The organism is Streptomyces bungoensis (assembly GCF_001514215.1).
In the GTDB taxonomy this organism is placed as follows: domain Bacteria; phylum Actinomycetota; class Actinomycetes; order Streptomycetales; family Streptomycetaceae; genus Streptomyces; species Streptomyces bungoensis.
In genome coordinates, this window is record NZ_KQ948851.1 from 148829 (window position 1) to 172284 (window position 23456).

A 23456-nucleotide genomic window follows, 5' to 3' on the forward strand; every position below is an offset into this window, starting at 1 on the left:
AGATGTCCAGCGAGGGGCACTGGTTCCACCCCGTGGAGCCCTCGCCCGACGCCTCGATCCGGCTGTTCCTGCTGCCCCACGCGGGCAGCGGCGCCATCATCTACCGCGACTGGGAGACCCTGCTGCCGCCAGACATCTCGCCGCAGGCGGTCACCCTGCCGGGCCGTCACAACCGCCGGGACGAGCCCACCTACGAGGAGTTCTGGCCGCTGCTCGACGCCCTGCACGAGGCGGTCCTCAACGACCTCGACGAGCGCCCGTTCGCGTTCTTCGGCCACTGCCTCGGCGCCCAGCTGGCGTTCCGGCTGGCGATCCGGATGGAGGAGGAGGGCGGGCGGACCCCGGCGATGGTCGGGATGTCCGGCTGGTCGCCCGAGGGCTTCTTCCAGCCGACGGAGGAGCAGAGCCGGATGCCGGAGCCCGAACTGGTCGAGTGGATCAAGAAGCTGGGCTCGTTCCCGGCCGAGATCTACGACAACCCCGAGATGCTCGCCCTGGTCGTGCCCGCCCTGCGCGCCGACCTCAGGGTCGCCGCCCAGTACGAGGACGACGGCGCCGGCGTCACCTGCCCGCTCGCCTCCTACGGCGGCCGCAGCGACCCGCTCCAGGAGGCCCCCGACGCCATGACCCACTGGGCCGAGCGCACGCCCACCTACCTGGGCCACAACGAGTACGAGGGCGGCCACTTCTACATCGACACCCACGCCCAGGCCGTCACCGCGCACTTCGCGCACCGTCTGCAGCGGACCGTCGCCACCGCCGCGAGCTGACCGAACGAGGCCGTGTCAGCGCCGTGTCAGCAGGGCGCGGGACAGTGACCCGATGACCGTCGCACCGGGTGCCGTCCCGCGCCCTGTCGTGCGTAGCGGGCAGGGACGAAGCCGGCTTCCCACCACCGGCACCACCACCGGCACGAAACGACCTAGGAGGGTCGTCCATGACCACCGAAGCGGAACTGACCGGCAGCGCGGCCGCGGCCGCACCGCCACCGGACATCGAGGAGGCCGCCGGCACGCCCGCCTGGGGCGCGCTCCTGGTCGTGCTGGCCGGCCTGTTCATCACCAACCTCGACTTCTTCATCGTCAACGTGGCCATCCCCTCGCTGCAGCGGGGGATGCACGCGACCAGCGCCGAGATCCAGCTGGTCGCCGCCACCTTCAACATCGGCCTGTCCGCCATGCTCATCACCGGCGGGCGGCTCGGCGACCTCTACGGCCGCCGGCGCGTCTTCTCCGTCGGCCTCGCCCTGTTCACGCTCGCCTCGCTGGCCTGCGGCGTCGCGCCGAACATGGGCGAGCTGATCGCGGCGCGCGCCGTGCAGGGCGCCGCGGCCGCGCTGGTCATCCCCCAGGTCCTCGGCATCCTGACCACGACGTACACGGGCAAGGCCCGGGTCGCCGCGTTCAACGCCTACGGCCTCACCCTCGGCGCCTCGGCCGTCTTCGGCCAGCTGATCGGCGGCCTGCTGATCAAGGCGGACGTGTTCGGCTGGGACTGGCGGACCATCTTCCTCATCAACGTGCCGATCGGCGCCGTCGTCCTGCTGCTGACCCCGAAGGTGGTCCCCGAGTCCCGGGCCGACGGCCGCACCGGACTCGACCTGACCGGTGTGGTCCTGGTGACCGCCGGGCTCACCGCCGTGGTGCTGCCGCTGGTCGAGGGCCGCGAGCAGGGCTGGCCCACCTGGACCTGGGAGTGCCTGGTGGCCGCCGTGCCGCTGCTGGCCGCGTTCTGGTACACCCAGCGCCGCAAGGCCGCCCGCGGCAAGTCGCCGCTGGTCCACCCGAGCCTGTTCGAGGACCGCGCGTTCGGCGTGGGCGTGGTCTCGCTGCTGGTGTTCTTCGCCGCGATGGCCTCCTTCTTCCTGGTCCTCGCCCTCTACCTGCAGGAGGGCCGCGGCCAGTCCGCGCTCACGTCCGGGCTGCTGTTCATCCCGCTGGGCCTCGGCTTCTTCATCGGCTCCGTGCAGGCGCCGAAGGCCGCGGCCAAGCTGGGCAAGCAGGTCCTGGCGCTGGGCGCGCTGCTGCTGGCGGCGGGTGACGTGGCCCTGGCCGAGACCGTGTGGCACCTGGACACCAGCGGCTCCGTCGAGTGGTGCATTCCGGCCATGGTCCTCGGCGGGTTCGGCATGGGCCTCGTCGTCGCCCCGCTCACCTCGCTGGTCCTGGAGGGGGTGGCCCCGCACCACGCGGCCGCCGCGTCCGGTGTCTTCTCCACCGCCCAGGAGATGGGCAACGCCATCGGCATCGCGGTGATCGGCGTGGTCTTCTTCAGCGTCGCCGGCCACCGGGTCGGCGCCCACTCCTACGCCCACGCCTTCGGCACGAGCCTGCTGGTCCAGGCGGGTATCTGCGTGCTGGTGGCGGCTCTGGTGCAGCTGCTGCCGCGCAGGGCGGAGGCCGCCTGAGCCGAACCGGGACGGCCCCGCGGCCGGCCGGCGGCCGGCCGCGGACCGCGACAAGTACAAAGCTCAACCGACGGGCACACGGAGGCAAAGAGTCCGTGTGCCCGTCAGCCATGCATCAGAAACAGGTCAGTCACCTCCTCCACGATGGCGGCCGAAATAGCCCGCTCGATTTCAGCCTTACCAACGGGAGGACACCGTGACCGATTCCTGTGAGCCCCTTCCAGCCTGGCCCATGCCGCGCTCCTGCCCCTACGCGCCACCGGACGCCTACGAGAGCCTGCGCAAGGAGCCCCCGCAGAAGGTGCGCATCCGCGGCGGCGAGGCCTGGCTGGTCACCCGGCACGCCGACGTGCGGCGGGTGCTCAACGACAACCGCTTCAGCGCCGACGACCAGAAGCCCGGCTTCCCCATCCGCATCCAGCTGCCGCCCGAGCCCGGCGTCATGTCGTTCAACCGCATGGACGACCCCGAGCACGGCCGGCTGCGCCGCATGGCGATGACCGAGTTCACCGCCCGCCGCACCCGCGCGCTGCGCCCCGAGGTCGAACTCCTCGTCGAACGGCTGCTGGACGAGCTGGCGGCGGGCCCGAACCCGGCCGACCTGGTCGAGGGCTTCGCGGTGCGGCTGCCCTCGCTGGTCATCGCGCGGATGCTCGGCGTCCCGGAGGAGGACGAGGCGACGTTCACCGAGCAGAGCCGGGTCATCCTCTCCCAGGACGCGACGCCCGAGGAGACGTACGCCGCCTTCGTGGAGATGACCCGGTTCCTGGACAGGCTCGCCGCGCAGCGCACGGAGAACCCGAAGGACGACCTGATCAGCCGGCTGGCCACCCGCTACGTGGCCACCGGCGAGCTGACCCACCAGGAACTCGTCGCCATGGCCCGGTTCTTCCTGGTCGCCGGGCACGAGACCTCCGCCCACCAGATCAGCCTGAGCGTCCTCAGCCTGCTGCGCGACCCGGCCCAGCTGGCCGAACTCCGCGCCGAACCGGCCCTGTTCAAGCCGGCCGTCGAGGAGCTCCTGCGCTACTGGTCCATCTCCCAGGACAACCAGGTGCGGGCCGCCGTGGCCGACGTCGAACTGGGCGGGGCGCAGATCCGCGCCGGTGAGGGCGTGATCGTGGCGATACCCGGCGCCAACCACGACGAGTCGGTCTACCCCGACCCCGGCCGGCTGGACATCCACCGAAACGCCTCCGGCCACCTCGCCTTCGGCTTCGGCGCGCACCTGTGCCCCGGCGCCTCGCTGGCCCGCATGGAGCTGGAGGTGTGCCTGAGCGCCCTCTTCGCCCGCTTCCCCGCGCTCCGCCTGGCCGTCCCGGCCGAGGACGTGCGCTTCCGCGAGAACACCCTCGTCTACGGCCTGGAGGAACTCCCCGTCACCTGGTGACGGCCGCTCCACCCGGGTGAAGGAGGGCCGTGTCCCCACCACGGCCCCGCCCCCGCACCGGCCCGGCCGCGGCCGGCCCGTCAGTCCGAGGTCAGCCCCGGGTCAGTTCTCCTTGGCAAAGTCATTACCGCCACACGCGCCCGCCACCGCTCCGGTTCGCCGCCGGTGCGTCCGACGTGAGGAGAACACCCGTCATGGCCCACACCCCCGCTCCGGGCCCGTACCACGGCCGACCCGGCCGCCGTCCGGCACCGCTCCGCACCCGTGAACCGGCCCACGGAGCCGTGCACCCCGAGCCACCACGCAACCGCCTGCCCCGGCAGGCCCCGTCCGCCGCACCCCGGCGGACCCGCGCCCCGCACACGCCCTAGCAGCCTCCCCCCACCGACCTCCACGGGCCCCGGCAGGGACCCGTGTCAGCGCTGTGTCAGCGCGGTGTCAGGGCCTTGCGCGAAGGTGGCGTACGACGTCCGCGCGTGGTCCGGAGGGAGGCATTCCCCTTCCGTGGGCCCGTTCCGGGCCCCCTTCACCGTGCCCAGCGCAGAGAGAGAGTCGGTGCCGAGGATCACCTTTGCCCCCCGAACACGGAGGACGAACATGTCACTCGCGGACCACACCGACATCCTTGACTGGCCCTTCGCCCGCACCGAGGACGGCGCCCCACCGCCGCTGCTCGCCGAGCTGCGCAAGGCGCCGCCCTGCGTGGTGCGGATCCCGGCCGGAGCCGCGGAGTCCCGGCTCGCCTGGCTGGTGACCCGCTACGCCGACGTGCGCCAGGCCCTGGCCGACCCGCGGCTGAGCGCCGACGAGACCTTACCCGGCGCCCCCGTGCGCATCCAGGTGCCGCCCGGGGGCAACCCCAGTTCGTTCCTCCGCCTGGACGACCCCGAGCACGCGCGGCTGCGCGGCATGATCCAGACCGAGTTCACCGCCCGCCGCGTCAAGCGGCTGCGCGAGCCGGTCCAGCGGCTGGTGGACGAGCTGCTGGACGAACTGGCCGCCCAGCCGCAGCCGGCCGACCTGCACGCCGTCTTCTCCCGGGCCCTGCCCACCCTCGTCATCGCGCGCCTGCTGGGCGTCCCCGAGGAGGACTCCCCGTTCTTCGTCGAGAAGACCCGCGTCACCATCTCCCAGGAGGACCCGGCCGTCTCCCTGGCCGCGTTCGAGGAGATGTCCGAGTACCTCGCCAAGCTGGCCCTGCGCAAGCTCGCCGCCCCCGGCGACGACCTGATCAGCCGGCTCGCCGTCAACCACCACGCGACCGGCGCCCTCACCCTCGACGAACTCGTCGGCATCGCCCGCCTCGTCCTGGTCGCGGGCCACGAGACCACCACCAACCAGATCGCCCTGAACGTCCTCGCTCTGCTGCGCGACGACGAGCTGCGGGAACAGGTCGCCGCCGACGACGGCGCGCTCGTCCCGAAGTTCGTCGAGGAGTCCATGCGGTACTGGTCGATCTCCCAGGACGCCATGGTCCGCCTCGCCGTCGAGGACCTGGAACTGGGCGGCGTGACCGTCGAGAAGGGCGACGCCGTCGTCATCTCGGTGCCCGCGGGCAACCACGACGAGTCGGTCTTCGCCTGCCCGCACCGCCTCGACCCGCACCGCGACACCAGCCACCACCTGCAGTGGGGCTTCGGCCCGCACTACTGCCAGGGCGCACCGCTCGCCCGGCTGGAGATGGAGCTGTCCCTGCGCTCCCTGCTGCGCCGCTTCCCCGGCCTCCGCCTCGCGGCCGACCCGCGGACGCTGTTCCGCCGCGGGACCGTCTTCCACGGCGTGACCCGACTTCCCGTGACCTGGTGACCGGAGGAATCCGCCGGTGCACCAGCCAACCCACAGTGAGAAATCAAGGAAACGGAGTCGTCATGACTTCTGAAGCAAGCCCGGAAGTCGCGGTGGAGGGGCGTGCGAGGCCGGCCCCCGCCGCCGGCGCACCGGCTGCCGCCCCCTCGGCCGGTGCCCTGGTGGTGGTGCTCGTCGGCACGTTCATCACGGTGCTGGACTTCTTCATCGCCAACGTGGCCGTGCCCGCCATCAAGGCCGACCTGCACGCCACCGCCGCCCAGGCCCAGATGATCGTCGTCGGCTACGGCGTGGCCTTCACCTCCGGCCTGATCACCGGCGGCCGGCTCGGCGACCTCTACGGCCGCCGGCGGATGTTCGCCCTCGGCATGGCGCTGTTCATGGTGGCCTCCGCCGCGTGCAGTCTCGCGCCCTCGGTGACCGTCCTCGTCGTGGCCCGGATCGCCCAGGGCGCCTCGGCGGCGCTGATGGTGCCCCAGGTGCTGGGCATCATCGGCACCGTGTACACCGGCGAGGCCCGCGACCGCGCCTTCAACGTCTACGGCCTGGTCATCGGACTCGCCGGTGTCTTCGGCCAGTTCATCGGCGGCGCGCTGATCTCCGTCGACGTGGCCGGCCTCAGCTGGCGCACGATCTTCCTGATCAACGTCCCGCTGTGCCTGCTCTCGCTGGCCTTCACCCGCCGCACGATCCCCGAGTCCCGCGGCCAGGGCGGCACCCGGCTCGACCTGTTCGGCGCCCTGCTGGTCACGGCGGCCCTGGGCCTGGTGGTGTTCGCGCTGCTCGAGGGCCAGGAGCGCCACTGGCCGGTGTGGGTGTGGGAGGCGCTGGCCGGGGCGGCCGTCCTGCTGGCGGTGACCGTGTGGCACCTGCGCCGCCGGGCGGCCGCCGGCCGGGGCCCGCTGATCGAGCCGGGGATGTTCCGCTCCCGGCTGTTCTCGGTGGGCCTGCTCGCCACGGTCGTCTACTTCCTCGCCATGGGCTCGTTCTTCTTCACCCTCGCCCTCTACCTGCAGCTGGGCCGGGGACTGACCCCGCTGGAGTCGGGGCTGCTCTTCCTGGCGCTGGGCGCCGGCTACTTCGGCGCCTCGATCGTCTCCGCGCGGTTCGCCGCCTCGGTGAACGCCCGCCGGGTGGCCGCCGGACCGCTCGTCCTCGCCGTCGGCTACACCGCGATCGCCCTGACCGTGCGGGACCTGGGGATGAGCGGGCACGTGCTGTGGCTGCTGCCGGTGCTGCTCGTGGCCGGGCTCGGCATGGGCCTGACCACCGGCCCGCTGACCAACCTGGTGCTGGGCGGCGCGGTCCCCGAGCACGCGGCCGCCGCCTCCGGGCTGCTGAACACCGCGCAGGAGGGCGGGGCCGCCGTCGGCGTGGCGATCGCCGGCACGGTCTTCTTCCCCGCCCTCGCCCACGCGGGCGGCAAGGCCGGCGCCTACCCGCACGCGTTCGCCGTCACCCTGGTCCCGCTCGTCTGCCTGGGCGTCCTCGCCTCGCTGCTGGTGCTCGCCGCCCCGGGCCGCGCCGCCCGGAAGTGAGCGCCCGGGCACCCGGCCGCACCGACCGTACCGACCGCACCCATCACCGGAATCGGAAAGGAGGCACGAGGACATGCCGTACCTCACCACCCGCGACGGCACCCGGCTGCATTACAGCGACTGGGGCGACGGACGGCCCGTCGTCCTGCTCGGCGCGGCCATGGCGGACTCGCGCATGTGGGAGTTCCAGGCACCGTTCCTGGCCGGCCACGGCCTGCGCTGCGTCACCTACGACCGGCGCGGCAGCGGCCGCTCGGACGTCCCCTGGACCGGATACGACTACGACACCCTGGCCGGCGACCTGGCCGACCTGCTCGACCACCTCGACCTGAGGGACGCCGTGCTGGTCGGCTACGCGGTCGGCGGCGGCGAGTGCGTGCGCTACCTGTCCCGGTACGGCACCGCCCGGGTCGGGAAGCTGGCCCTGGTCGCCTCGACGACACCGTTCCTGCTGCGCGCCCCGGACCACCCCGAAGGCCTGGAGTACGGGCTGTTCGAGCAGGTCGAGCAGGCGATCCGCACCGACCGGGCCGCCTGGCTGGACGCCCTGACGTGGCCGTTCTTCGCCGGCCGCCCGGATCCGGACCCGGACGAGCTGCCGATCTCCCGGCAGCTCGCCGGCTGGCTGATCGGCATGTGCCTGAACACCTCGCCGAGAGCCGGGATCGAGATCTACCGCACGCTGTTCACCACCGACCAGCGGGCGGAGACGGCCGCGGTGCGGGTCCCCACCCTGGTGGTCCACGGCACCGCGGACCTGGCGGCCCCCTACGCGCTGTGCGGGCCGCGGACCGCCGGGCTGATACCCGGCAGCAGGTTCCTCACGTACGAGGGCGCCGCGCACGGGCTGTTCGCGACCCACGCGGAGCGGCTCAACGCCGACCTGCTGGCGTTCGTGAAGGAGTGACCTCCCGCGTCCGGGGCACGTCCGGCTCCCCGCCCAGGGGGGCCGGACGTTCGTGTTCCGGCCGTTGCCGCACCATCGCGGCGCCCCACCCGCCGCCGCGTCAGCGGCATGTCAGACCCGTGTCAGCACCCCCCGGCACAGTGGAGACCGCCGCGACGCCGGGGCGCTCAGCCCGCCCGGTCCGCCGGTGCCGTCCGACGAAGGAGTACGCCGACATGGCAGACACCGCAGCCCCGGCTCCCACCCGGGCGCTCGTCCTGGGCAATCCCGCCTCCGGCAGCCACTCGCCCGAACTGGTCGAGGAGGTGCGGCAGCTGTGCGCCTCGTGCCTGGAGCACACCGAGGTGCACCTGACCACCGGGCCGGGGGACGCCACCGTCGCCGTGCGCCGGGCCCTGCAGCGGCCCGGCGGGGCGCCGGACCTGATCGTCGTCATCGGCGGCGACGGCACCGTACGGGAAGCGGTGCAGGGGCTGGTGCCCGTCACCGGCGCCGCCGCGCTCACCGTGATTCCCGGCGGCACCGGCAACTCCGGCTACAAGATGCTGTGGGGCGAGCGGCCCTGGAGCGAGTCCCTGAAGGCGGTCCTGACCGACCACGGCATCGGCGGCAGCGTCCGGCTGCGCCGGCTGGACCTGGCCCGCCTCGCGGAGACCCGCAACTGCGTCTACCTGGGCGCGTGTTCGGGGGTGATCGCCGACGCACTGATCACCGCCCGGGATCTGCCGCTGACCGGCCGGGAGCGCTACTCGCGCGCCTTCGCCGACACGGCCGCCGGCTACGAGCCGTACCCGGGCCGGGTCACCGTGGACGGCCGGGTCGTGCACGAGGGCCCCACGGTCCTCGCCAACGTCGGCGGCGGCCGCTACCGCGGCGGCCGGTTCCAGGTCCTGCCCGACTCGCTGCTCGACGACGGACTGCTCGACGTCTGCGTCATCGGCGGCGAGATCCCCGCGGCCGACGTTCCGGGACTCACCCTGAACGCCGCGCACATGGACCACCCGGCGACCGTGTACGCGCGCGGCCGCACGATCACCGTCGAGCGCACCGACGGCCGCAGGCTGCCGCTGGAGCACGACGGCGAGTACCAGCACGGCATCGGCCCCTCGGCCACCTTCGAGGTGCTCCCCGGAGCCCTCCCGGTCTGGGCGCCGGCCACCGCCTGAAGCCTCACGAAGCCACCCGTCCGAAGAAACAAGAAGCACGTAACAGAGGAGAACGCCCGCATGAGCGACCTGACCACCACCGTCTCCCGCTACCTCGACATCTGGAACGAGGCGGACGCCGAGAAGCGTGCCGCGGCCATCGCCGAGCTGTTCACCGCAGACGCCCCGTACATCGACCCGCTCGCGGCGGTCGAGGGCCACGAGGGCTTCGGGGCCGTGGTGGCCGGTGCCCGCGACCAGTTCAAGGGCCTCACCTTCGAACTGCACGGCACCGTCGACGCCCACCACAACCAGGCCCGCTTCCAGTGGGGCCTGGTGACCGAGCCGGGCGCCGAGCCGATCGCCATCGGCTTCGACGTCCTGGTCACCGACGAGGCGGGCAGGATCAAGGCCGTCTACGGCTTCCTGGACAAGGTCCCGGCCGCCTGAGCACGGCGCCCACCGCGGGAGCACCGGCTCGCCGGTGCTCCCGCGGTCGTGTGCGCACCCTCGACGCACGCACGGCAAGGAAGGTAGCCCCCTCATGACCGCTGTCCTCGGGGAGAGCGTCGCCCGGGCGCTGTGCGCCGACTGGGCCGAGCAGGCGCAGCCCCTGCCCCGGGCCGCCCGCGGCCGCACGTCCGCCGACACCCCGCTGCGCGAACTGTCCCACTGGGCGGCCGGACTGCGCCCGCAGCACGTCCCGTGCCGGGTGCTGAAGCTCGCCGCCAGCCAGGTGCTGTCGCAGATCGCCTCCATCCGGGCCGGTCTCCAGCACCCCCTGGGCCGCAAGCTGGTGGCCGCCTTCGGGCACCCGATGCAGCGCGACCCGCGGCAGGCCGCGGGGGTGTTCGCCGCGCTCGGCTCCTGGCTCAACCTGGACGACACGGCGTACGCCGGGCACCTGTCCAACTCCACGGTCGCCGTCCCGCTCGCCTTCGCCTACGCCCGGCAGCTCGACGGACTCTCGCTGCTCACCGCCGTGGTCGCGGCCAACGAGTGCGCGGCCCGTATCACCGCCTCGGCGACCCTCGGCCCGCTGCGCGGACAGAGCGCCGTGCACACCCACCTGGCCGGCGCCGTCGCGGGCCGCCTGCACTGCGACCGGGCCTCCGCCACCCTCTTCGAGAACGCCTTCGGGCTGGCGTTCGCCATGCCCAACTGGCCGTTGATGCGCGCCTTCCTGGCCAGCGACGCCCGGCTGTTCAACACGTTCACCCCGGTGCGCACCGCGATGGACGCCTGCGACGCGGCCTACGCGGGGCTGCGCGGGGCGCCGGACATCATGGAGCACAGCGACGGCTTCCTGGCCCGGTTCGCGACCGTGCCGCTGCCGCAGGCGGTGGCCAAGGGCCTGGGCCGCCGCTGGCACACGGACACCCTCTCCTTCAAGATGCACCCCGGCGGCCCCGGCATCGACGCGGCGGTCGACTGCGCCGCCGAGATCCACCGGGAACTCGGCTCCCTGCGGCCCGAGGACGTGGCCGAGGTCGTCGTCGAGGCCTCGCTGTACACGCTGTTCGCGGGGGAGCGGGCCGCCCAGTACGTCACCGGCCCCGGCTCCCCGCTGGGCGCGCTGGTCCTGGACGTGCCCTACCCGGTCGCCACCACGCTGCTGACCGGCGAGTTCTCGGTGGACGACTTCTCCTCGCCGCTGCTGGACGACCCCGACCGGTGGGCGCTGGCCAAGCGGATCCGCCTGGAGCACGACACCGACATGACCCGCGAACTCTTCCTGTCCGACGCGCCGTTCGGCGAGGCGGTACGCGAGGCGGGGGACCTGGCCGTGCCCTGGCTGCGCGGCTTCGGCGGGGACGAGCTGGTGGACCTGGTCGGCGCCGCGCGGGCCGACGACCGGGACTTCTCCCGGTCCACCAAGGCCACCGGCGCCCGGGTCACCGTACGGCTGACGGACGGCCGTACGGTCTCCCGCACCCGGCTGATCCCGGTGGGCGCCGCCGGCCCGGAGACCCGGGCGGGCCACGCCGACCTGGTACGGGAGAAGTTCCTGTCGGTCGGCGGCTCGCAGCAGGTGGCCGACACCGTTGGCAGGCTGCACCGGATGCGCCCGCGTGCGGTCCGCCGCTGGATCGAGACGGCGTTCCTGGACTGAGCGCCCTGCCCGGCCCTCCGTCAGCCGGCCGGGCGGCGCAGTGCCGCGACGAACTTGTAGCGCGAGCCCCGGTACACCGAGCGCACCCACTCCACCGGCGTGCCCCCGGCGTCCCGGGAGTGCCGGGACAGCAGCAGCATCGGCAGGCCCACGTCGGTGGCCAGGAGCTGGGCCTCGCGCGGGGTGGACAGGCACGTCTCGATGGTCTCGTCGGCCTCCGCGAGCCGGACGCCGTACACCTCGGCGAGGGCGGTGTACAGCGACGGGTGGGTGTCGAGCGACCCGCGCAGTCCCGGGAAGCGCCGGACCGACAGGTGGGTCGTCTCGATCGCCATGGGGTCGCCGCCCGCGAGCCGCAACCGCTCGATGCGCAGGACCCGTTCACCGGCCGCGATGCCGAGCAGCCCCGACAGCTTCGCGTCGGCCGGGATCTCGCCGACGTCCAGCACCCGTGAGGCCGGCGTCAGGCCCTGGGCGCGCATGTCCTCGGTGTGCGAGGTGAGGTCCAGGGTCCGGTACAGCTTGGGCTGGGCGACGAAGGTGCCCCTGCCCTGGACGCGGTCGAGCCGGCCCTCGGCCACCAGTTCCTGCAGCGCCTGCCGGACGGTGGTGCGGGAGGTGCCGAGCCGGACGGCGAGCAGGCGTTCGGCGGGCATGGCCGCACCGGGCGGCAGCGCCCGCGTCATCTCCAGCACCTGCTGCTTGACCCGGTAGTACTTCGGCACGCGCGCGGTGCGGCCGGGCGGCCGTGCCAGGTGACTTTCCTGGATGACTTTCTCGTAACGGCGCCTGTCGGCTTCCCGAACCACCCTTGACACTCCTAAAGGTCTAGGCCAAGCTCCACCGTACTGGTCTACACCATTAGTGGCCAGACCCGAGCCCTACGTGCAACAGCGTCGTACGCAGGTCACCGCCGAGGGCGTGGGGGGTTAGTGGTATCCCTGAGGAGGGTGGCGTGAAGCGCAAGCTTGCGGCCGCGATCGTGATCGCGGGCATGATGGTCTCCGTCTCGGCGTGCGGCGGGAACGACGACGACAACACCGGCAAGAACGCGGGACCGGACAGCTGGAAGGGCCAGACGCTGACCGTCTGGACGATGGACGGCTCGGCGCCTGAGCAGTGGACGAAGGACGTCCAGGCGGCCTTCGAGAAGAAGACCGGCGCCAAGCTCAAGTTCGAGACGCAGAAGTGGGACGGGATCCAGCAGAAGATCACCACCGCCCTCTCCGAGTCCAACCCGCCGGACGTCCTCGAGGTCGGCAACACCCAGACCCCGGCCTACGCCGCCACCGGCGGCCTCGCCGAACTGGGCGACCTGAAGCAGCAGATCGGCTCGGACTGGACCCCGTCGGTCTCCCACTCCTCCGTCTACGACGGCAAGCAGTACGCCGCACCGTGGTACTTCGCCAACCGCGTCGTCATCTACAACAAGAAGATCTGGGCCAAGGCCGGCATCAAGGACACCCCGAAGACCCGGGACGAGTTCTTCAAGGACCTGGACGCCATCGGCAAGAAGACCGGCGCCGAGCCGCTCTACCTGCCCGGCCAGAACTGGTACTTCTTCGACGGCCTGACCATCGGCCAGGGCGCCGACCTGGTGAAGAAGCAGGGCGACACGTACGTCTCCAACCTCGGCGACCCCAAGGTCTCCGCCGCCATGGAGATCTACAAGAAGTACGCCTCCTACTCCAAGGCCCCCAAGGACAAGGACGAGGCCACCCCGCAGCAGGCCCAGGTCTTCGCCAAGGGCAAGACCGGCGCGTTCATCGGCATGGGCTGGGAGGCCGGCACGGCCGTCCAGGCCAACAAGTCCATCGAGAAGGACCTCGGCTACTTCACCATCCCGGGCGCCACGGCCGGCAAGCCCGAGGGCGTCTTCCTCGGCGGCTCCAACCTCGCCGTCGCCCAGGGCAGCAAGAAGCAGGCCCTGGCCAAGGAGTTCCTGAAGATCGCCCTCTCCGACCAGTACGAGGGCGAGCTGGCCAAGCTCAACGGCGTCATCCCCAACAAGCAGTCCCTGGAGACCAACCTCAAGGGCAACGCCGTCGCCGAGGCCGCCGCGCCGGGCGCCGCGGCCGGCGGCACCACCCCGCTGATCCCCGAGTGGGCCGCGGTGGAGAACACCCCCAACCCGATCAAGTCGTACATGACGGCCGTGCTCAACGGCAAGTCCCCGGCGGCCGCCGCCAAGCAGGTCGAGGGCGAGATCAACAAGCGCCTGGCCCAGCAGAACTGATGACCCGCGCCGGGGGCGTCGGCGGACGCCCCCGGCTCAGTCAGTCGTACGGCCCGTACGGCCCCGGAAGAGATGGCAACTCATGTCAGTGCAGACCGAAGGCACGGACACGGCCGGTCAGCCCGCTGTCCGCAAGGCCCGGGTGCCGGCGCCGCGAGGTGAGGACCGCACCCCGGCCCCGTCCGCCCGCCGCGGCGGTGCCGCCCCCTATCTGCTCCTGCTGCCCGCGCTGCTGGCGACCCTGGTCCTGCTCGGCTGGCCCCTGGTCAAGAACGGCATGCTGTCGTTCCAGAACCTCAACCCGCGCCAGCTCATCCAGCACCTCACCGAGTGGAACGGCGTCGACAACTACCAGGAGGTCCTGACCGGTTCGGACTTCTGGCACGTCGTGGAGCGCTCGGTGGTCTTCACCGCCGCCAACGTCGTGCTGATCATGGTCCTCGGCACCCTGGTCGGCCTGCTGCTGGCCCGCCTCGGCAGGAAGATGCGGCTGACGCTCCTGCTGGGCCTGGTCCTCGCCTGGGCCATGCCGGTCATCGCGGCCACCACCGTCTACCAGTGGCTGTTCGCCCAGCGCTTCGGCGTCGTCAACTGGGTCCTGGACAAGGCCGGCTGGCACTCCATGGCCGACTACAACTGGTTCGGCTCCCAGTTCTCCACCTTCTCCGTGATCACGCTGCTGATCGTCTGGCAGTCGATCCCGTTCGTGGCGATCAACCTGTACGCGGCCACCACCACGATCCCCAGGGAGCTGTACGAGGCCGCGTCGCTCGACGGCGCCGGCGCGTGGAAGAGCTTCACCTCGGTGACCTTCCCGTTCCTGCGGCCCTTCCTGTACGCCACGACCTTCCTCGAGGTCATCTGGGTGTTCAAGGCGTTCCCACAGATCTTCGCGCTGAACGAGGGCGGCCCGGACCACCTCACCGAGACCCTGCCGATCTACGCCTTCGTCGAGGGCGTCGGCAACCAGCACTTCGGCGTCGGTGCGGCGATCTCCTTCCTCACCATCCTGGTGCTGCTCGTCATCACCTCGTACTACCTGCGCATGGTGCTCAAGCAAGAGGAGGACGAGCTGTGAAGCGCTCCGTCTTCGGCCGTATCTGGCCCAACGCGACCGCCCTCGTCCTCTTCGTCGGCTTCGCGTTCCCCGTCTACTGGATGTTCGCCACGGCCTTCAAACCGACCGGCGACATCATCTCCGAGAACCCCGTGTGGGTCCCGACCGACGTCACCTTCGGCCACTTCACCAAGGCCGTGCACGCCGACCACTTCTGGACCCTGGTGGCCAACTCCGTCACCGTCACGGTCAGCGCGGTGCTCATGTCGCTCGTCATCGCCCTGTTCGCCGCCTTCGCGCTCGCGCGGCTGCGGTTCCGGGGCCGGCGCGGCTTCATCGTGACCTTCATGCTGGCGCAGATGGCGCCCTGGGAGGTCATGGTCATCGCCATCTACATGCTGGTCCGCGACAACGACATGCTCGACAGCCTGGTCCCCCTCACCGTCTTCTACGCCGTCATGGTGCTGCCCCTGACGATCCTGACGCTGCGCGGCTACGTGGCCGCCGTGCCGAAGGAGCTGGAGGAGTCGGCGATGGTCGACGGGTGCACCCGCACCCAGGCCTTCGTGCGGGTCATCTTCCCGCTGCTGGCGCCCGGCCTGATGGCCACCTCGCTGTTCGGCTTCATCACCGCCTGGAACGAGTTCCCGCTGGTCCTGATCCTCAACAAGGACATCGAGAAGCAGACGCTGCCGCTGTGGCTGTCGCAGTTCCAGACCGCGTTCGGCGACGACTGGGGCGCCACGATGGCCGCCTCGTCCCTGTTCGCCCTGCCCATCCTGATCCTGTTCATCTTCCTGCAACGCAAGGCTGTCAGCGGTCTGACCGACGGCGCCGTGAAGGGATGACACCGCCGATGACCACACTTGCCACGGGCGCAGACACCCTCACCCGCGACGCGCTGGCGGTGCTGCAGCCGGGCTTCGACGGCACCACCGCACCGGACTGGGTGCGCCGCCGCCTCGGCGAGGGGCTCGCCTCCGTCGCCCTGTTCGGCCGCAACGTCGTCAGCGAGGAACAGGTCACCGCGCTGACCGCCGAGCTGCGCGCCGAGCGGGACGACCTGCTGGTGGCCATCGACGAGGAGAGCGGCGACGTCACCCGCCTGGACGTGCGCACCGGCTCCTCCTTCCCCGGCAACCACGCCCTCGGCGCCGTCGACGACCCCGCCCTCACCCGGGGCGTGGCCCGCGAGCTGGGCCGGCGCCTGGCCGCCTGCGGCGTGAACCTCGACTGGGCGCCCTCCGCCGACGTCAACGCCAACCCCGACAACCCCGTCATCGGCGTGCGCTCCTTCGGCGCCGACCCCGGCCTCGCCGCCCGGCACACCGCCGCCTGGGTCGAGGGCCTGCAGTCCACCGGGGTCGCCGCCTGCACCAAGCACTTCCCCGGCCACGGCGACACCAACGTCGACTCCCACCTCGCCGTCCCGCGCATCGACGTGGACGCCGAGACCCTGTACGCGCGGGAGCTGCCCCCGTTCCGCGCCGCCATCGCGGCCGGCACCCGGGCCGTCATGAGCGCGCACATCGTCGTCCCCGCCCTCGACCCGGACCGCCCCGGCACCCTCTCCCGCCGGATCCTCACCGACCTGCTGCGCGGCGAACTCGGCTACCGGGGCCTGGTCGTGACCGACGGCATGGAGATGCGCGCCGTCTCCGCCACGTACGGCCTGGAGCACGGCGTGGTCCTGGCGATCGCGGCGGGCGCGGACGCGATCTGCGTCGGCGGCGGCCTGTGCGACGAGGGCACCGTGCTCAGTCTGCGGGACGCGCTGGTGGCCGCCGTGCGCTCCGGCGAGCTGCCCGAGGAGCGCCTCGCCGACGCCGCCGCCCGGGTGCGGGAGCTGGCGCGGTGGACCGCCGGGGCGCGCGGCGGCGCCGAGGCCGCCGTACCGGACCCGGGGATCGGCCTGACCGCGGCCCGCCGCGCGCTGACCGTGACCCGCAGCGGGGCCGGCGCACCGGTCACCGAGGCGGTCCACGTCGCCCGGTTCAGCCCGGCACCCAACATCGCCGTCGGCGAGGAGACGCCCTGGGGGCCTGCCGCCGAGCTGGGGCGGCTGCTGCCCGGCAGCACGGCCGGCACCTTCGGCGGACCGGACGCGGGCGCGCAGGCCCTCGCGGCCGCCGCCGGCCGGCGGATCGTCGCCGTCGTCCGCGACGAGCACCGGCACCCCTGGATGGGCGCCGCCCTGGACACCCTGCTCGCCGCCCGCCCGGACACCGTGGTCGTCGAGATGGGCGTCCCGCAGGCCCCGCCGCGCGGCGCCCTGCACATCGCCACCCACGGCGCCGCCCGGGTGTGCGGCGTGGCGGCGGCGGAGGCCGTCGTCGCGGGCTGAGGAGCCGCGGAGCGCACGCGGGCCGCACGGCGAAGGGCCCCGGCCCGGCGGTGACGCCGGACCGGGGCCCCTTGTCCGGGACGGGCCCGCTCAGCCGTCGGACTCCGACGACGGCAGGTAGGCGCCCGGCACGTCCTGCGGGGCGTAGATCCCCCTCTCACCGGGGTACGGCTTGCTCCAGTTGTGCGTCTGGTACCAGGTGTAGTGGTTCATCTGGGCGGGGTTGGCGAAGTCGGGCACGGCGTGCGGCCCGGTCAGCCGCTGCTCGGCCTTCCAGGCGTTCCACTCCGCCGCCAGCGACCGCTTGGCCGCGGGCACCTTCGCCGCGGGCACCGGCGCCGCGGCGGGGTCCTGCGGTGCCGGGGTGTCCGTGCCGCAGGACGGCGCCGTGCTCAGACCGTCGGTCAGCGAGGTCCGGTTGGGCAGGGCGGTGAACGGCGTGTAGTCGGCGTGCCGGGTGAACGCCGCGCGCATCGGGGTGGCCGCGCTGTCCTTCTGGTTCATCGGGTGGATCCCGAGGATCTGCTCGATGGTCCGGATCACCGTGATCTGCGAGTAGTAGTGGCTGTCGACCGCGCCGTGCCGGGCCCAGGGGCTGATGATCTGGATCGGGGCGCGGTGGCCGTCCACGTGGTCGAGGCCGGCCTGGGAGTCGTCCTCGACGACGAAGACCGCCGAGTCCTTCCAGTACGCGCTGTGCGAGATCTCGTCCACGATCCTGCCGGTGGCGAGGTCGTTGTCGGCGACCTGCGCGGCGGCGCTCGCCGGACCACCGGTGTGGTCGCTGGAGAGCCAGAACATGTTCAGGTCCGCCGGCCCGTTCCGCTCGAAGTCACGCTTCCAGATCTGGTACCGGTAGACGTCCGGGACGCTGGTGTCGAACTTCGGGAAGCCGTGCACCGACACGTCGTTGAGCGACGGGATCGGCGAGGACGAGTTCAGCGGGTAGGCGGTGTCCTGCCCCGTCGCGGCCATGTTCTTCGCGTCGCAGTACAGGTTCTGCCAGCTCGCGCCCGACGGCTTGGTCAGGAACTGCTGGAACTCGCCGAAGTCGCGCACCGACCGGCCCACCGCCTGCGCGCCGGTCCACAGGAAACCGGTCCGCTGGTGGCCGAGGGCGTCGTCCTCGGTGTCGTAGCTGCGCGCGTACTCGCCGGCCGAGGACTCGGTGTACTCCGGGTCGTCCGCCTGCATCAGCCAGTTGTGGCCCTCGGCGGAGTTCGTGCCGATGTCGTAGGTGTTGTCGTACAGGCCGAACTGCCGGGCCAGCGCGTGCTGGTTGGGCGTCACGTTCTCGCCGAACTCGGTCAGCGACGGGTCGCCGTTGCCCTCGGGGATGTCGCCGAGGACCTGGTCGTAGGTCCGGTTCTCCTTGACGATCAGGAAGACGTGCTTGATCGTCGACGGGTCGCCGAGGCGCTGCGGGACCGCCACCGGCTTGGCGTGGCCGCCCTTGGCCCGCTTCACCGAGTCGCCGGTCCAGCCGTTCTGCCGGAAGACCTTGGCCGTCTCGTGCCGGATGACGCTGTCGTCGGGCAGGGTGAACCGCTGCACGCTCGACGTCGTGTCGTGGGTGGCGTGCCCGGCCCGGTCGACGGGCCGGCGGGCGTCCACACCGCGGGTGTCGGAGACCACGACCTGGTCGCCGACGGTCGCGATCTCCGCGGGGAAGTAGTCCGTCGGCAGCAGGCCGACGTAGCTCACCGGCTCCTGCGGGGCGGTGTACTTGTAGACGGCGACCGCGTTCGCGCGGCCGAGCGTCACCAGCAGCCGGCCGTCGTCGGTGAGCGTCACCGCGTCGGGCTCGTAGCCCACCGACGCCTCCGGCCACGGCTGGGTGGCGATGGTCTGCACGACCTTGTCGGTGGCCGTGTCGACCACCGACACGTCGTTGGTCGCGGTGTTCGTGACGAACAGCGCGCCCTTCTTCGCGTACAGGGCGGTCGGGTGCAGGCCGACGTCGATGCTGCGGACGGCGGCGGCCGGGTCGGCCAGGTCGATGACGCTGACGGTGCCGGTGGTGGTGGCGGCCGTCACCGGGTCGGCGGGCACCTGGGTGCCGTAGGAGTTGATGGTGGTGTCGCCGGGCCGGGCCGGACGGCCGCCCTCGTTGCTGACGTACAGCTTGCCGCCGACCGCGACGAGGTCGCGCGGCGCGTTGCCCACGGCCCAGCTCCGCTCGACCGCGCCGGTCGCCGCGTCGAGGGCGACCACCCGGTTCTGGCCGTTGACCGCGGAGTACACGGTGGAGCCGTCGGCGGAGAACACCGCCTCGCCGACGAGGGCGTGCTTGGCCCCGTCGGCCGGGATCCTGATGGTGGTGGGGTCGGCGACGCTGCCGTCCGGGTTCACCGTGAACCGGGTGTAGCCGTCGGTCTGGCCCAGCCACAGCTGCTTGCCGTCGGGCGAGTAGGTGGGGCCTTCCTGGCCGACGCTGTTGCTGCCGAGGCGCGGGCTGGAGGACTTGGCGGTGCCGACGACCTGCTGCACCGTCCAGTTCTTCAGGTCCACGACGGCCAGGGCCGCGCCGCCGTCGGTGACCGAGGCCGCGAGGTGGGTGCCGTCCGGGCTGACCGTGGACGACATGATCTTGCCGTTGTTCACGACGAGGCGGTCGCCGTACGGGGCGATGTACTGGTCGTCGGAGACGACCTGGCCGTGGTCGGTGATCTGGCCGACCTGGTCGAATCCGAACTGGCGCGTCTGGGCGAAAGCCGTGCCGGCGGCGGCCAGGGCCAGGGCGGTGACGCCCGCCGCGACCAGGGTCCGGCGTCCCGGACGTCTGCCGGGGAGGCCGGGGCTGCCCTTCTCTACACGCCTGCGGCGTGTTACCTGCATGGAGTCATCCCTTCGAGGAGGCCTTCGCGGTGGCGAGGAGCTCGACGGTGCCGTCGAACTGCCAGAGCGGGTTCGGCGCGTCCCCGGTAGGGGTCCGCACCAGGAAGTAGCCGTTGACTTCCTTCGGTCCGTCGCCGTCGGCCACGAACCGCCCGTCGGGGGCGACGTCGAGCTGGTAGACGGCCGTCCCTGCGGCCTCGACGCCGGGAAGGTGCCAGGAGACGACGCAGCGCCAGTCGTTGCCCGGCCCTTCGGCAGCGACGTGCACGCTGCCCTTGTCGCACGCCGCCGTGGCCCTCAGCCGCGCCTCGGTGACGGCGGGACGGCCCAGTTGGGCGGTCTGCAGGCGGTACAGGTGCGCGAACGCCGTGGCGAGCGAGCGCTGCACCTTCTCCTGCGCGATTCCGGAGCCGGTGGCCCCGGTCGTCACGGTGACGACCGCCGTCGTCGCGGCGGCCAGCCCCGCCAGCGGCAGGGCGCCGAGGGTGAGCGCGCGACGCCCTGAGCCGTCGTCGGCCGGGTTGGTGAAGTCGCGCCGCAGGAAGAGCAGCCGGGCCAGCGCCGTCGCGCTCACCGCCCACACCAGGCCGACGGCGATGCCGATCAGCAGCGGGGTCTTCTGCGCCGGCGTGCTGAACAGGCCGTTCCAGGTGGTGAAGGCGGAGGTGGGCAGGGCCAGGCGCACGGCGACGGGCATCGGCATCATCTGCGCGAGCTGCATCGCGAGGGCGACGAGCGCGGGCAGCAGCAGCCCCATCGGCGACCGTCCCAGCGCCACCGACCCCAGCAGCCCGATGCCCGCGAGGGCCAGGGTCGGGGCGAGGACGCACAGCCAGGCGAGCAGCACCCGGGCGGCGGCGTCCCCCGGCGCCAGCGGATGGCCGTCCAGGCCGGGCAGCGGCCGGTCGCCGACCGCCAGCAGCCCGCCGGCCGTACTGGAGCAGGCCAGCCCGGCCACGAGCAGCAGCAGGACGGTGAGACCGGCGAGCGCCTTCGCCGCGAAGACGCGCCGGGGCGAGCGGACCGCCACCAGCAGGTGCCGCCAGGTACCGAGCCGGTCCTCGGAGGCGAACACGTCCCCGGCGACCACCGAGGTCAGCAGCGGGAGCGCCCAGGTGCCGGCGAACCCGAGCGTCACCAGCGGCCCGGCCCACCCCGTGGCGTGCATCCAGCGGCCGAAGAGGGTGTCGGTGGGCAGCGTGCTCTGCAGGCTCACCGCGGCGGTGAACAGCCCCGGCACGCTCCAGCAGGCGAGGACCAGCAGCCGGATCCGCCACTGCGAGACCAGCTTGACCAGCTCGAACCGGTAGCCGCGCGCCACGGAGACGGACCCCGCGCCGGACACCCGGGCCCCGGCGGCGACCGCGGTCACCGCCCGTCCTCCTGCTGCTCCGTCAGGGCGAGGAACGCGGTCTCGAGCGGCGACACCACGGGCGCGAGCTCGCGCACGGCGACACCGGCGCCCACCAGCCGCGCCACCAGCTCGTCCAGGGCGGGCACGGACGCGCGTACGACGAGGACGCCGGCGTCGACGATCTCGATCCCCCGGACGGCGGCGGCCAGTTCGCGGGCGGCCGGCGGGTCGGAGGTGAGCAGCCGGTAGTCCAGTTCCCGGTTCTCGGCGGCCAGTTTGCCCAAGGGACCGGAGAAGACCACGCGTCCGGTGGCGAGGATGGTGACCTCGGAGCACAGCGCCTCGAGGTCGTCCATGCGGTGGCTGGAGAGGACGACGGCGGTGCCGTCCGCCGCGAGCCGGGAGAGGACCCCGTGCACATGCCTCTTCCCGGCGGGGTCGAGTCCGTTGGACGGCTCGTCGAGCACGAGCAGCCGCGGCCTGGTGAGCAGCGCGGCGGCCAGGCCCAGCCGCTGGCGCATGCCCAGGGAGAAACCGCGGGTCCGGTCGTCGGCGACCGCCGTGAGCCCGACCTGGTCGAGCACCTCGTCGATGCCCGCCGTCCGCGCGTCCGGGCCGCGCAGGGAGGCCAGCGCGGCGAGGTTCTGCCGCGCGGTGAGCGAGGGGTACAGACCCGGGCCGTCCACGAACCCGGCGACCCCGTCCGGAGCGGACAGCACCCGCCCGACCGGTGTTCCGAGGATCTCCAGGCTGCCGCGGTCGGCGACGGCCAGGCCCAGCAGCAGGCCGAGCAGGGTCGTCTTGCCGGCGCCGTTCGGCCCGACGAGACCGTGTATCCGGCCTTCGGTCACGTCCAGGTCGACGCCGTCGAGTGCGACGACGTCACCGAAGCACTTGGTGATCCCACGAGCCCGGACCGCGAGCGACGCGTCCATGGCCCCCCTTCCCCAGCCCGCAGGAAACCTAGGGAGGGGACACGGCGCGTGCGGGGGCAGCCGGTTGAACGCTCAGGAAACTGATGGTCAAGTCATGGGCAAGCGCGCGGCCTTGGCGGGGACCGGACCGCGTACCGGGGCGGTACGCACGGAGAAGCCCGTCGCCGTCCGTCCGCGCTCCGTGGGGGCGGGCGCGGGCGGACGGCACACGGGCACCGGGCCGGCGGTCGGGTCAGGAACGGCCGTGTCCGCCGGCGCCGGACGTGCGGTGGCCGCCCCCGCCGCCACCGACGGGTTCGTGGGTGCCACCGCTGTGGGAGTCCGCGTGGTGGGTCAGCACCTTCATGATCTCCGAGGACAGCACCTCCGCCAGGGCGGGCGCGAGGGAATCCGCCAGCGCGGTCGCGAGGGACTGCGCGAACAGCACCCTTTCCAGTTCCGAGGAACGGGAGGGCGGATTGGCCATGTACGCCACCGCCGCTTCCATCAGGGCGCCTGCCAGCGGGTCCTTTCCGCCGTGCTTGACACCGGTGCCGGCATGCGGGGCGCCGGCATCGCGCATCATTTCCTCGAAGACCTCGTCGATGAAGGCCTCCAGGGGATCCCGTTCCGATTCTCCGCCGGACTCAGCTGCCATTGTGGTTCCTCAAGTCTTCGAAGTCCTCGATTTCCTTACGGGGCCCGCCCCCCGACGCCGACGGTTCGCCGGGATCGGAGGGCAGGCGTGCCATGTCCCGTCAGCGGCGCATGAGCGCGGCCAGGAGCAGCGGGTGCTGGATGATCGGCTCCTCGCGCTCCTCACGGCGCTGCATCAGCGCTGCCAGCAGGAGGGGGTGCTGGATGATGGACTCCTCGCCGCCCTCCTCGCGGCGCCGGCGCATGAGCGCGGCCAGCAGGAGGGGGTGCTGGATGATGGACTCCTCGCCGCCCTCCTCACGGCGGCTGCGCATGAGCGCGGCCAGGAGCAGCGGGTGCTGGATGATCGACTCGCCGCCCCCTTCGCGGCGCCGGCGCATGAGCGCGGCCAGCAGGAGGGGGTGCTGGATGATGGACTCCTCGCCGCCCTCCTCACGGCGGCCGCGCATGAGCGCGGCCAGGAGCAGCGGGTTCTGGATGATCGACTCGCCGCCCTCCTCGCGACGGCCGCGCATGAGCGCGGCCAGCAGAAGCGGGTGCTGGATGATCGACTCGTCACCGCGTTCCTCGCGACGCGACAGCATCGCTGCGAGCAGGAGCGGACCGATGGCGGATTCCTCACCGAACTCTTCCTGGCCGGCACCGGCCTTCTCTCGAGTGGGAGTCTCCGTCGCTGCCGTCATGGTTCCCTCTTTCTTTCACGCATGGCTCGGCGGAGTGCCCGGCCCTCACGGGCTCGGCGCTCCGCCC

19 protein-coding genes are annotated in these 23456 nt (G+C 72.5%); 13 read left to right on the plus strand and 6 right to left on the minus strand.

The features are described 5' to 3' along the window. Positions 1-2 precede the first annotated feature (2 nt). From AQJ66_RS00545 to AQJ66_RS00590, 9 genes are all read left to right on the plus strand, one after another. A complete protein-coding gene (locus AQJ66_RS00545) occupies positions 3-770 on the plus strand; it encodes a thioesterase II family protein (protein WP_061916560.1) in 768 nt (255 codons plus the stop codon). A gap of 167 nt (positions 771-937) precedes the next feature. After that, entirely contained in the window at positions 938-2407 is a 1470-nt protein-coding gene (locus AQJ66_RS00550; protein ID WP_079059997.1) for an MFS transporter, read from the plus strand. Between the two features lie 196 nt (positions 2408-2603). Continuing rightward, the gene (locus AQJ66_RS00555) at positions 2604-3797 is read left to right on the plus strand and encodes a cytochrome P450 (protein WP_244162702.1); all 1194 of its coding nucleotides are present in this window, start codon (positions 2604-2606) and stop codon (positions 3795-3797) included. Between the two features lie 597 nt (positions 3798-4394). Continuing rightward, positions 4395-5603 carry a cytochrome P450 gene (locus AQJ66_RS00565; RefSeq protein ID WP_061914701.1) on the plus strand — a complete coding sequence of 403 codons (1209 nt, stop codon included), beginning with the start codon at positions 4395-4397 and terminating at the stop codon, positions 5601-5603. A gap of 62 nt (positions 5604-5665) precedes the next feature. Then, complete coding sequence (locus AQJ66_RS00570; protein ID WP_061914704.1) at positions 5666-7141, plus strand: MFS transporter; 1476 nt, start codon at positions 5666-5668, stop codon at positions 7139-7141. Between the two features lie 73 nt (positions 7142-7214). After that, the gene (locus tag AQJ66_RS00575; protein ID WP_061914707.1) at positions 7215-8048 is read left to right on the plus strand and encodes an alpha/beta fold hydrolase; all 834 of its coding nucleotides are present in this window, start codon (positions 7215-7217) and stop codon (positions 8046-8048) included. A gap of 215 nt (positions 8049-8263) precedes the next feature. Next, positions 8264-9214: a diacylglycerol/lipid kinase family protein gene (locus tag AQJ66_RS00580; protein ID WP_061914711.1), complete on the plus strand. Its 951-nt coding sequence runs from the start codon at positions 8264-8266 to the stop codon at positions 9212-9214. Between the two features lie 60 nt (positions 9215-9274). Beyond that, a complete protein-coding gene (locus AQJ66_RS00585) occupies positions 9275-9643 on the plus strand; it encodes a nuclear transport factor 2 family protein (protein WP_061914714.1) in 369 nt (122 codons plus the stop codon). Between the two features lie 94 nt (positions 9644-9737). Beyond that, positions 9738-11306: an MmgE/PrpD family protein gene (locus AQJ66_RS00590; RefSeq protein WP_079059998.1), complete on the plus strand. Its 1569-nt coding sequence runs from the start codon at positions 9738-9740 to the stop codon at positions 11304-11306. 20 nt (positions 11307-11326) lie between these two features. On the opposite strand, the gene AQJ66_RS00595 is transcribed toward AQJ66_RS00590, so the two are convergent. Continuing rightward, positions 11327-12076 carry a GntR family transcriptional regulator gene (locus AQJ66_RS00595; RefSeq protein ID WP_061916569.1) on the minus strand — a complete coding sequence of 250 codons (750 nt, stop codon included), beginning with the start codon at positions 12074-12076 and terminating at the stop codon, positions 11327-11329. 185 nt (positions 12077-12261) lie between these two features. Between AQJ66_RS00595 and AQJ66_RS00600 the strand changes: the two genes are divergently transcribed. From AQJ66_RS00600 to AQJ66_RS00615, 4 genes are all read left to right on the plus strand, one after another. Continuing rightward, positions 12262-13542, plus strand: coding sequence for an extracellular solute-binding protein (locus AQJ66_RS00600; RefSeq protein ID WP_061914717.1), 1281 nt, complete (start codon positions 12262-12264; stop codon positions 13540-13542). An 82-nt stretch (positions 13543-13624) separates the two neighbouring features. Continuing rightward, positions 13625-14620 carry a carbohydrate ABC transporter permease gene (locus AQJ66_RS00605; RefSeq protein ID WP_061914720.1) on the plus strand — a complete coding sequence of 332 codons (996 nt, stop codon included), beginning with the start codon at positions 13625-13627 and terminating at the stop codon, positions 14618-14620. Continuing rightward, complete coding sequence (locus AQJ66_RS00610) at positions 14617-15447, plus strand: carbohydrate ABC transporter permease (RefSeq protein ID WP_061914723.1); 831 nt, start codon at positions 14617-14619, stop codon at positions 15445-15447. Before AQJ66_RS00605 ends, AQJ66_RS00610 begins: the two co-directional genes overlap by 4 nt. A gap of 8 nt (positions 15448-15455) precedes the next feature. Further along, entirely contained in the window at positions 15456-16943 is a 1488-nt protein-coding gene (locus AQJ66_RS00615; protein ID WP_061914727.1) for a glycoside hydrolase family 3 protein, read from the plus strand. A gap of 90 nt (positions 16944-17033) precedes the next feature. Here the strand turns inward: AQJ66_RS00615 and AQJ66_RS00620 are convergent, their stop codons facing one another. From AQJ66_RS00620 to AQJ66_RS00640, 5 genes are all read right to left on the minus strand, one after another. Further along, positions 17034-19781 carry a bifunctional YncE/alkaline phosphatase family protein gene (locus AQJ66_RS00620; protein WP_061914729.1) on the minus strand — a complete coding sequence of 916 codons (2748 nt, stop codon included), beginning with the start codon at positions 19779-19781 and terminating at the stop codon, positions 17034-17036. Positions 19782-19785: 4 nt separating this feature from the next. Further along, positions 19786-21153 (minus strand): ABC transporter permease, encoded by a 1368-nt coding sequence (locus tag AQJ66_RS00625; RefSeq protein WP_061914731.1) that lies wholly within the window; start codon positions 21151-21153, stop codon positions 19786-19788. Continuing rightward, entirely contained in the window at positions 21150-22070 is a 921-nt protein-coding gene (locus tag AQJ66_RS00630) for an ABC transporter ATP-binding protein (protein ID WP_061914733.1), read from the minus strand. The genes AQJ66_RS00625 and AQJ66_RS00630 overlap by 4 nt, the downstream gene beginning before the upstream one ends. A gap of 232 nt (positions 22071-22302) precedes the next feature. Continuing rightward, positions 22303-22707, minus strand: a complete 405-nt coding sequence (locus tag AQJ66_RS00635) for a hypothetical protein (RefSeq protein WP_061914735.1) — start codon at positions 22705-22707, stop codon at positions 22303-22305. Positions 22708-22807: 100 nt separating this feature from the next. Further along, the gene (locus tag AQJ66_RS00640) at positions 22808-23389 is read right to left on the minus strand and encodes a hypothetical protein (protein ID WP_159052515.1); all 582 of its coding nucleotides are present in this window, start codon (positions 23387-23389) and stop codon (positions 22808-22810) included. Positions 23390-23456 lie beyond the last annotated feature (67 nt).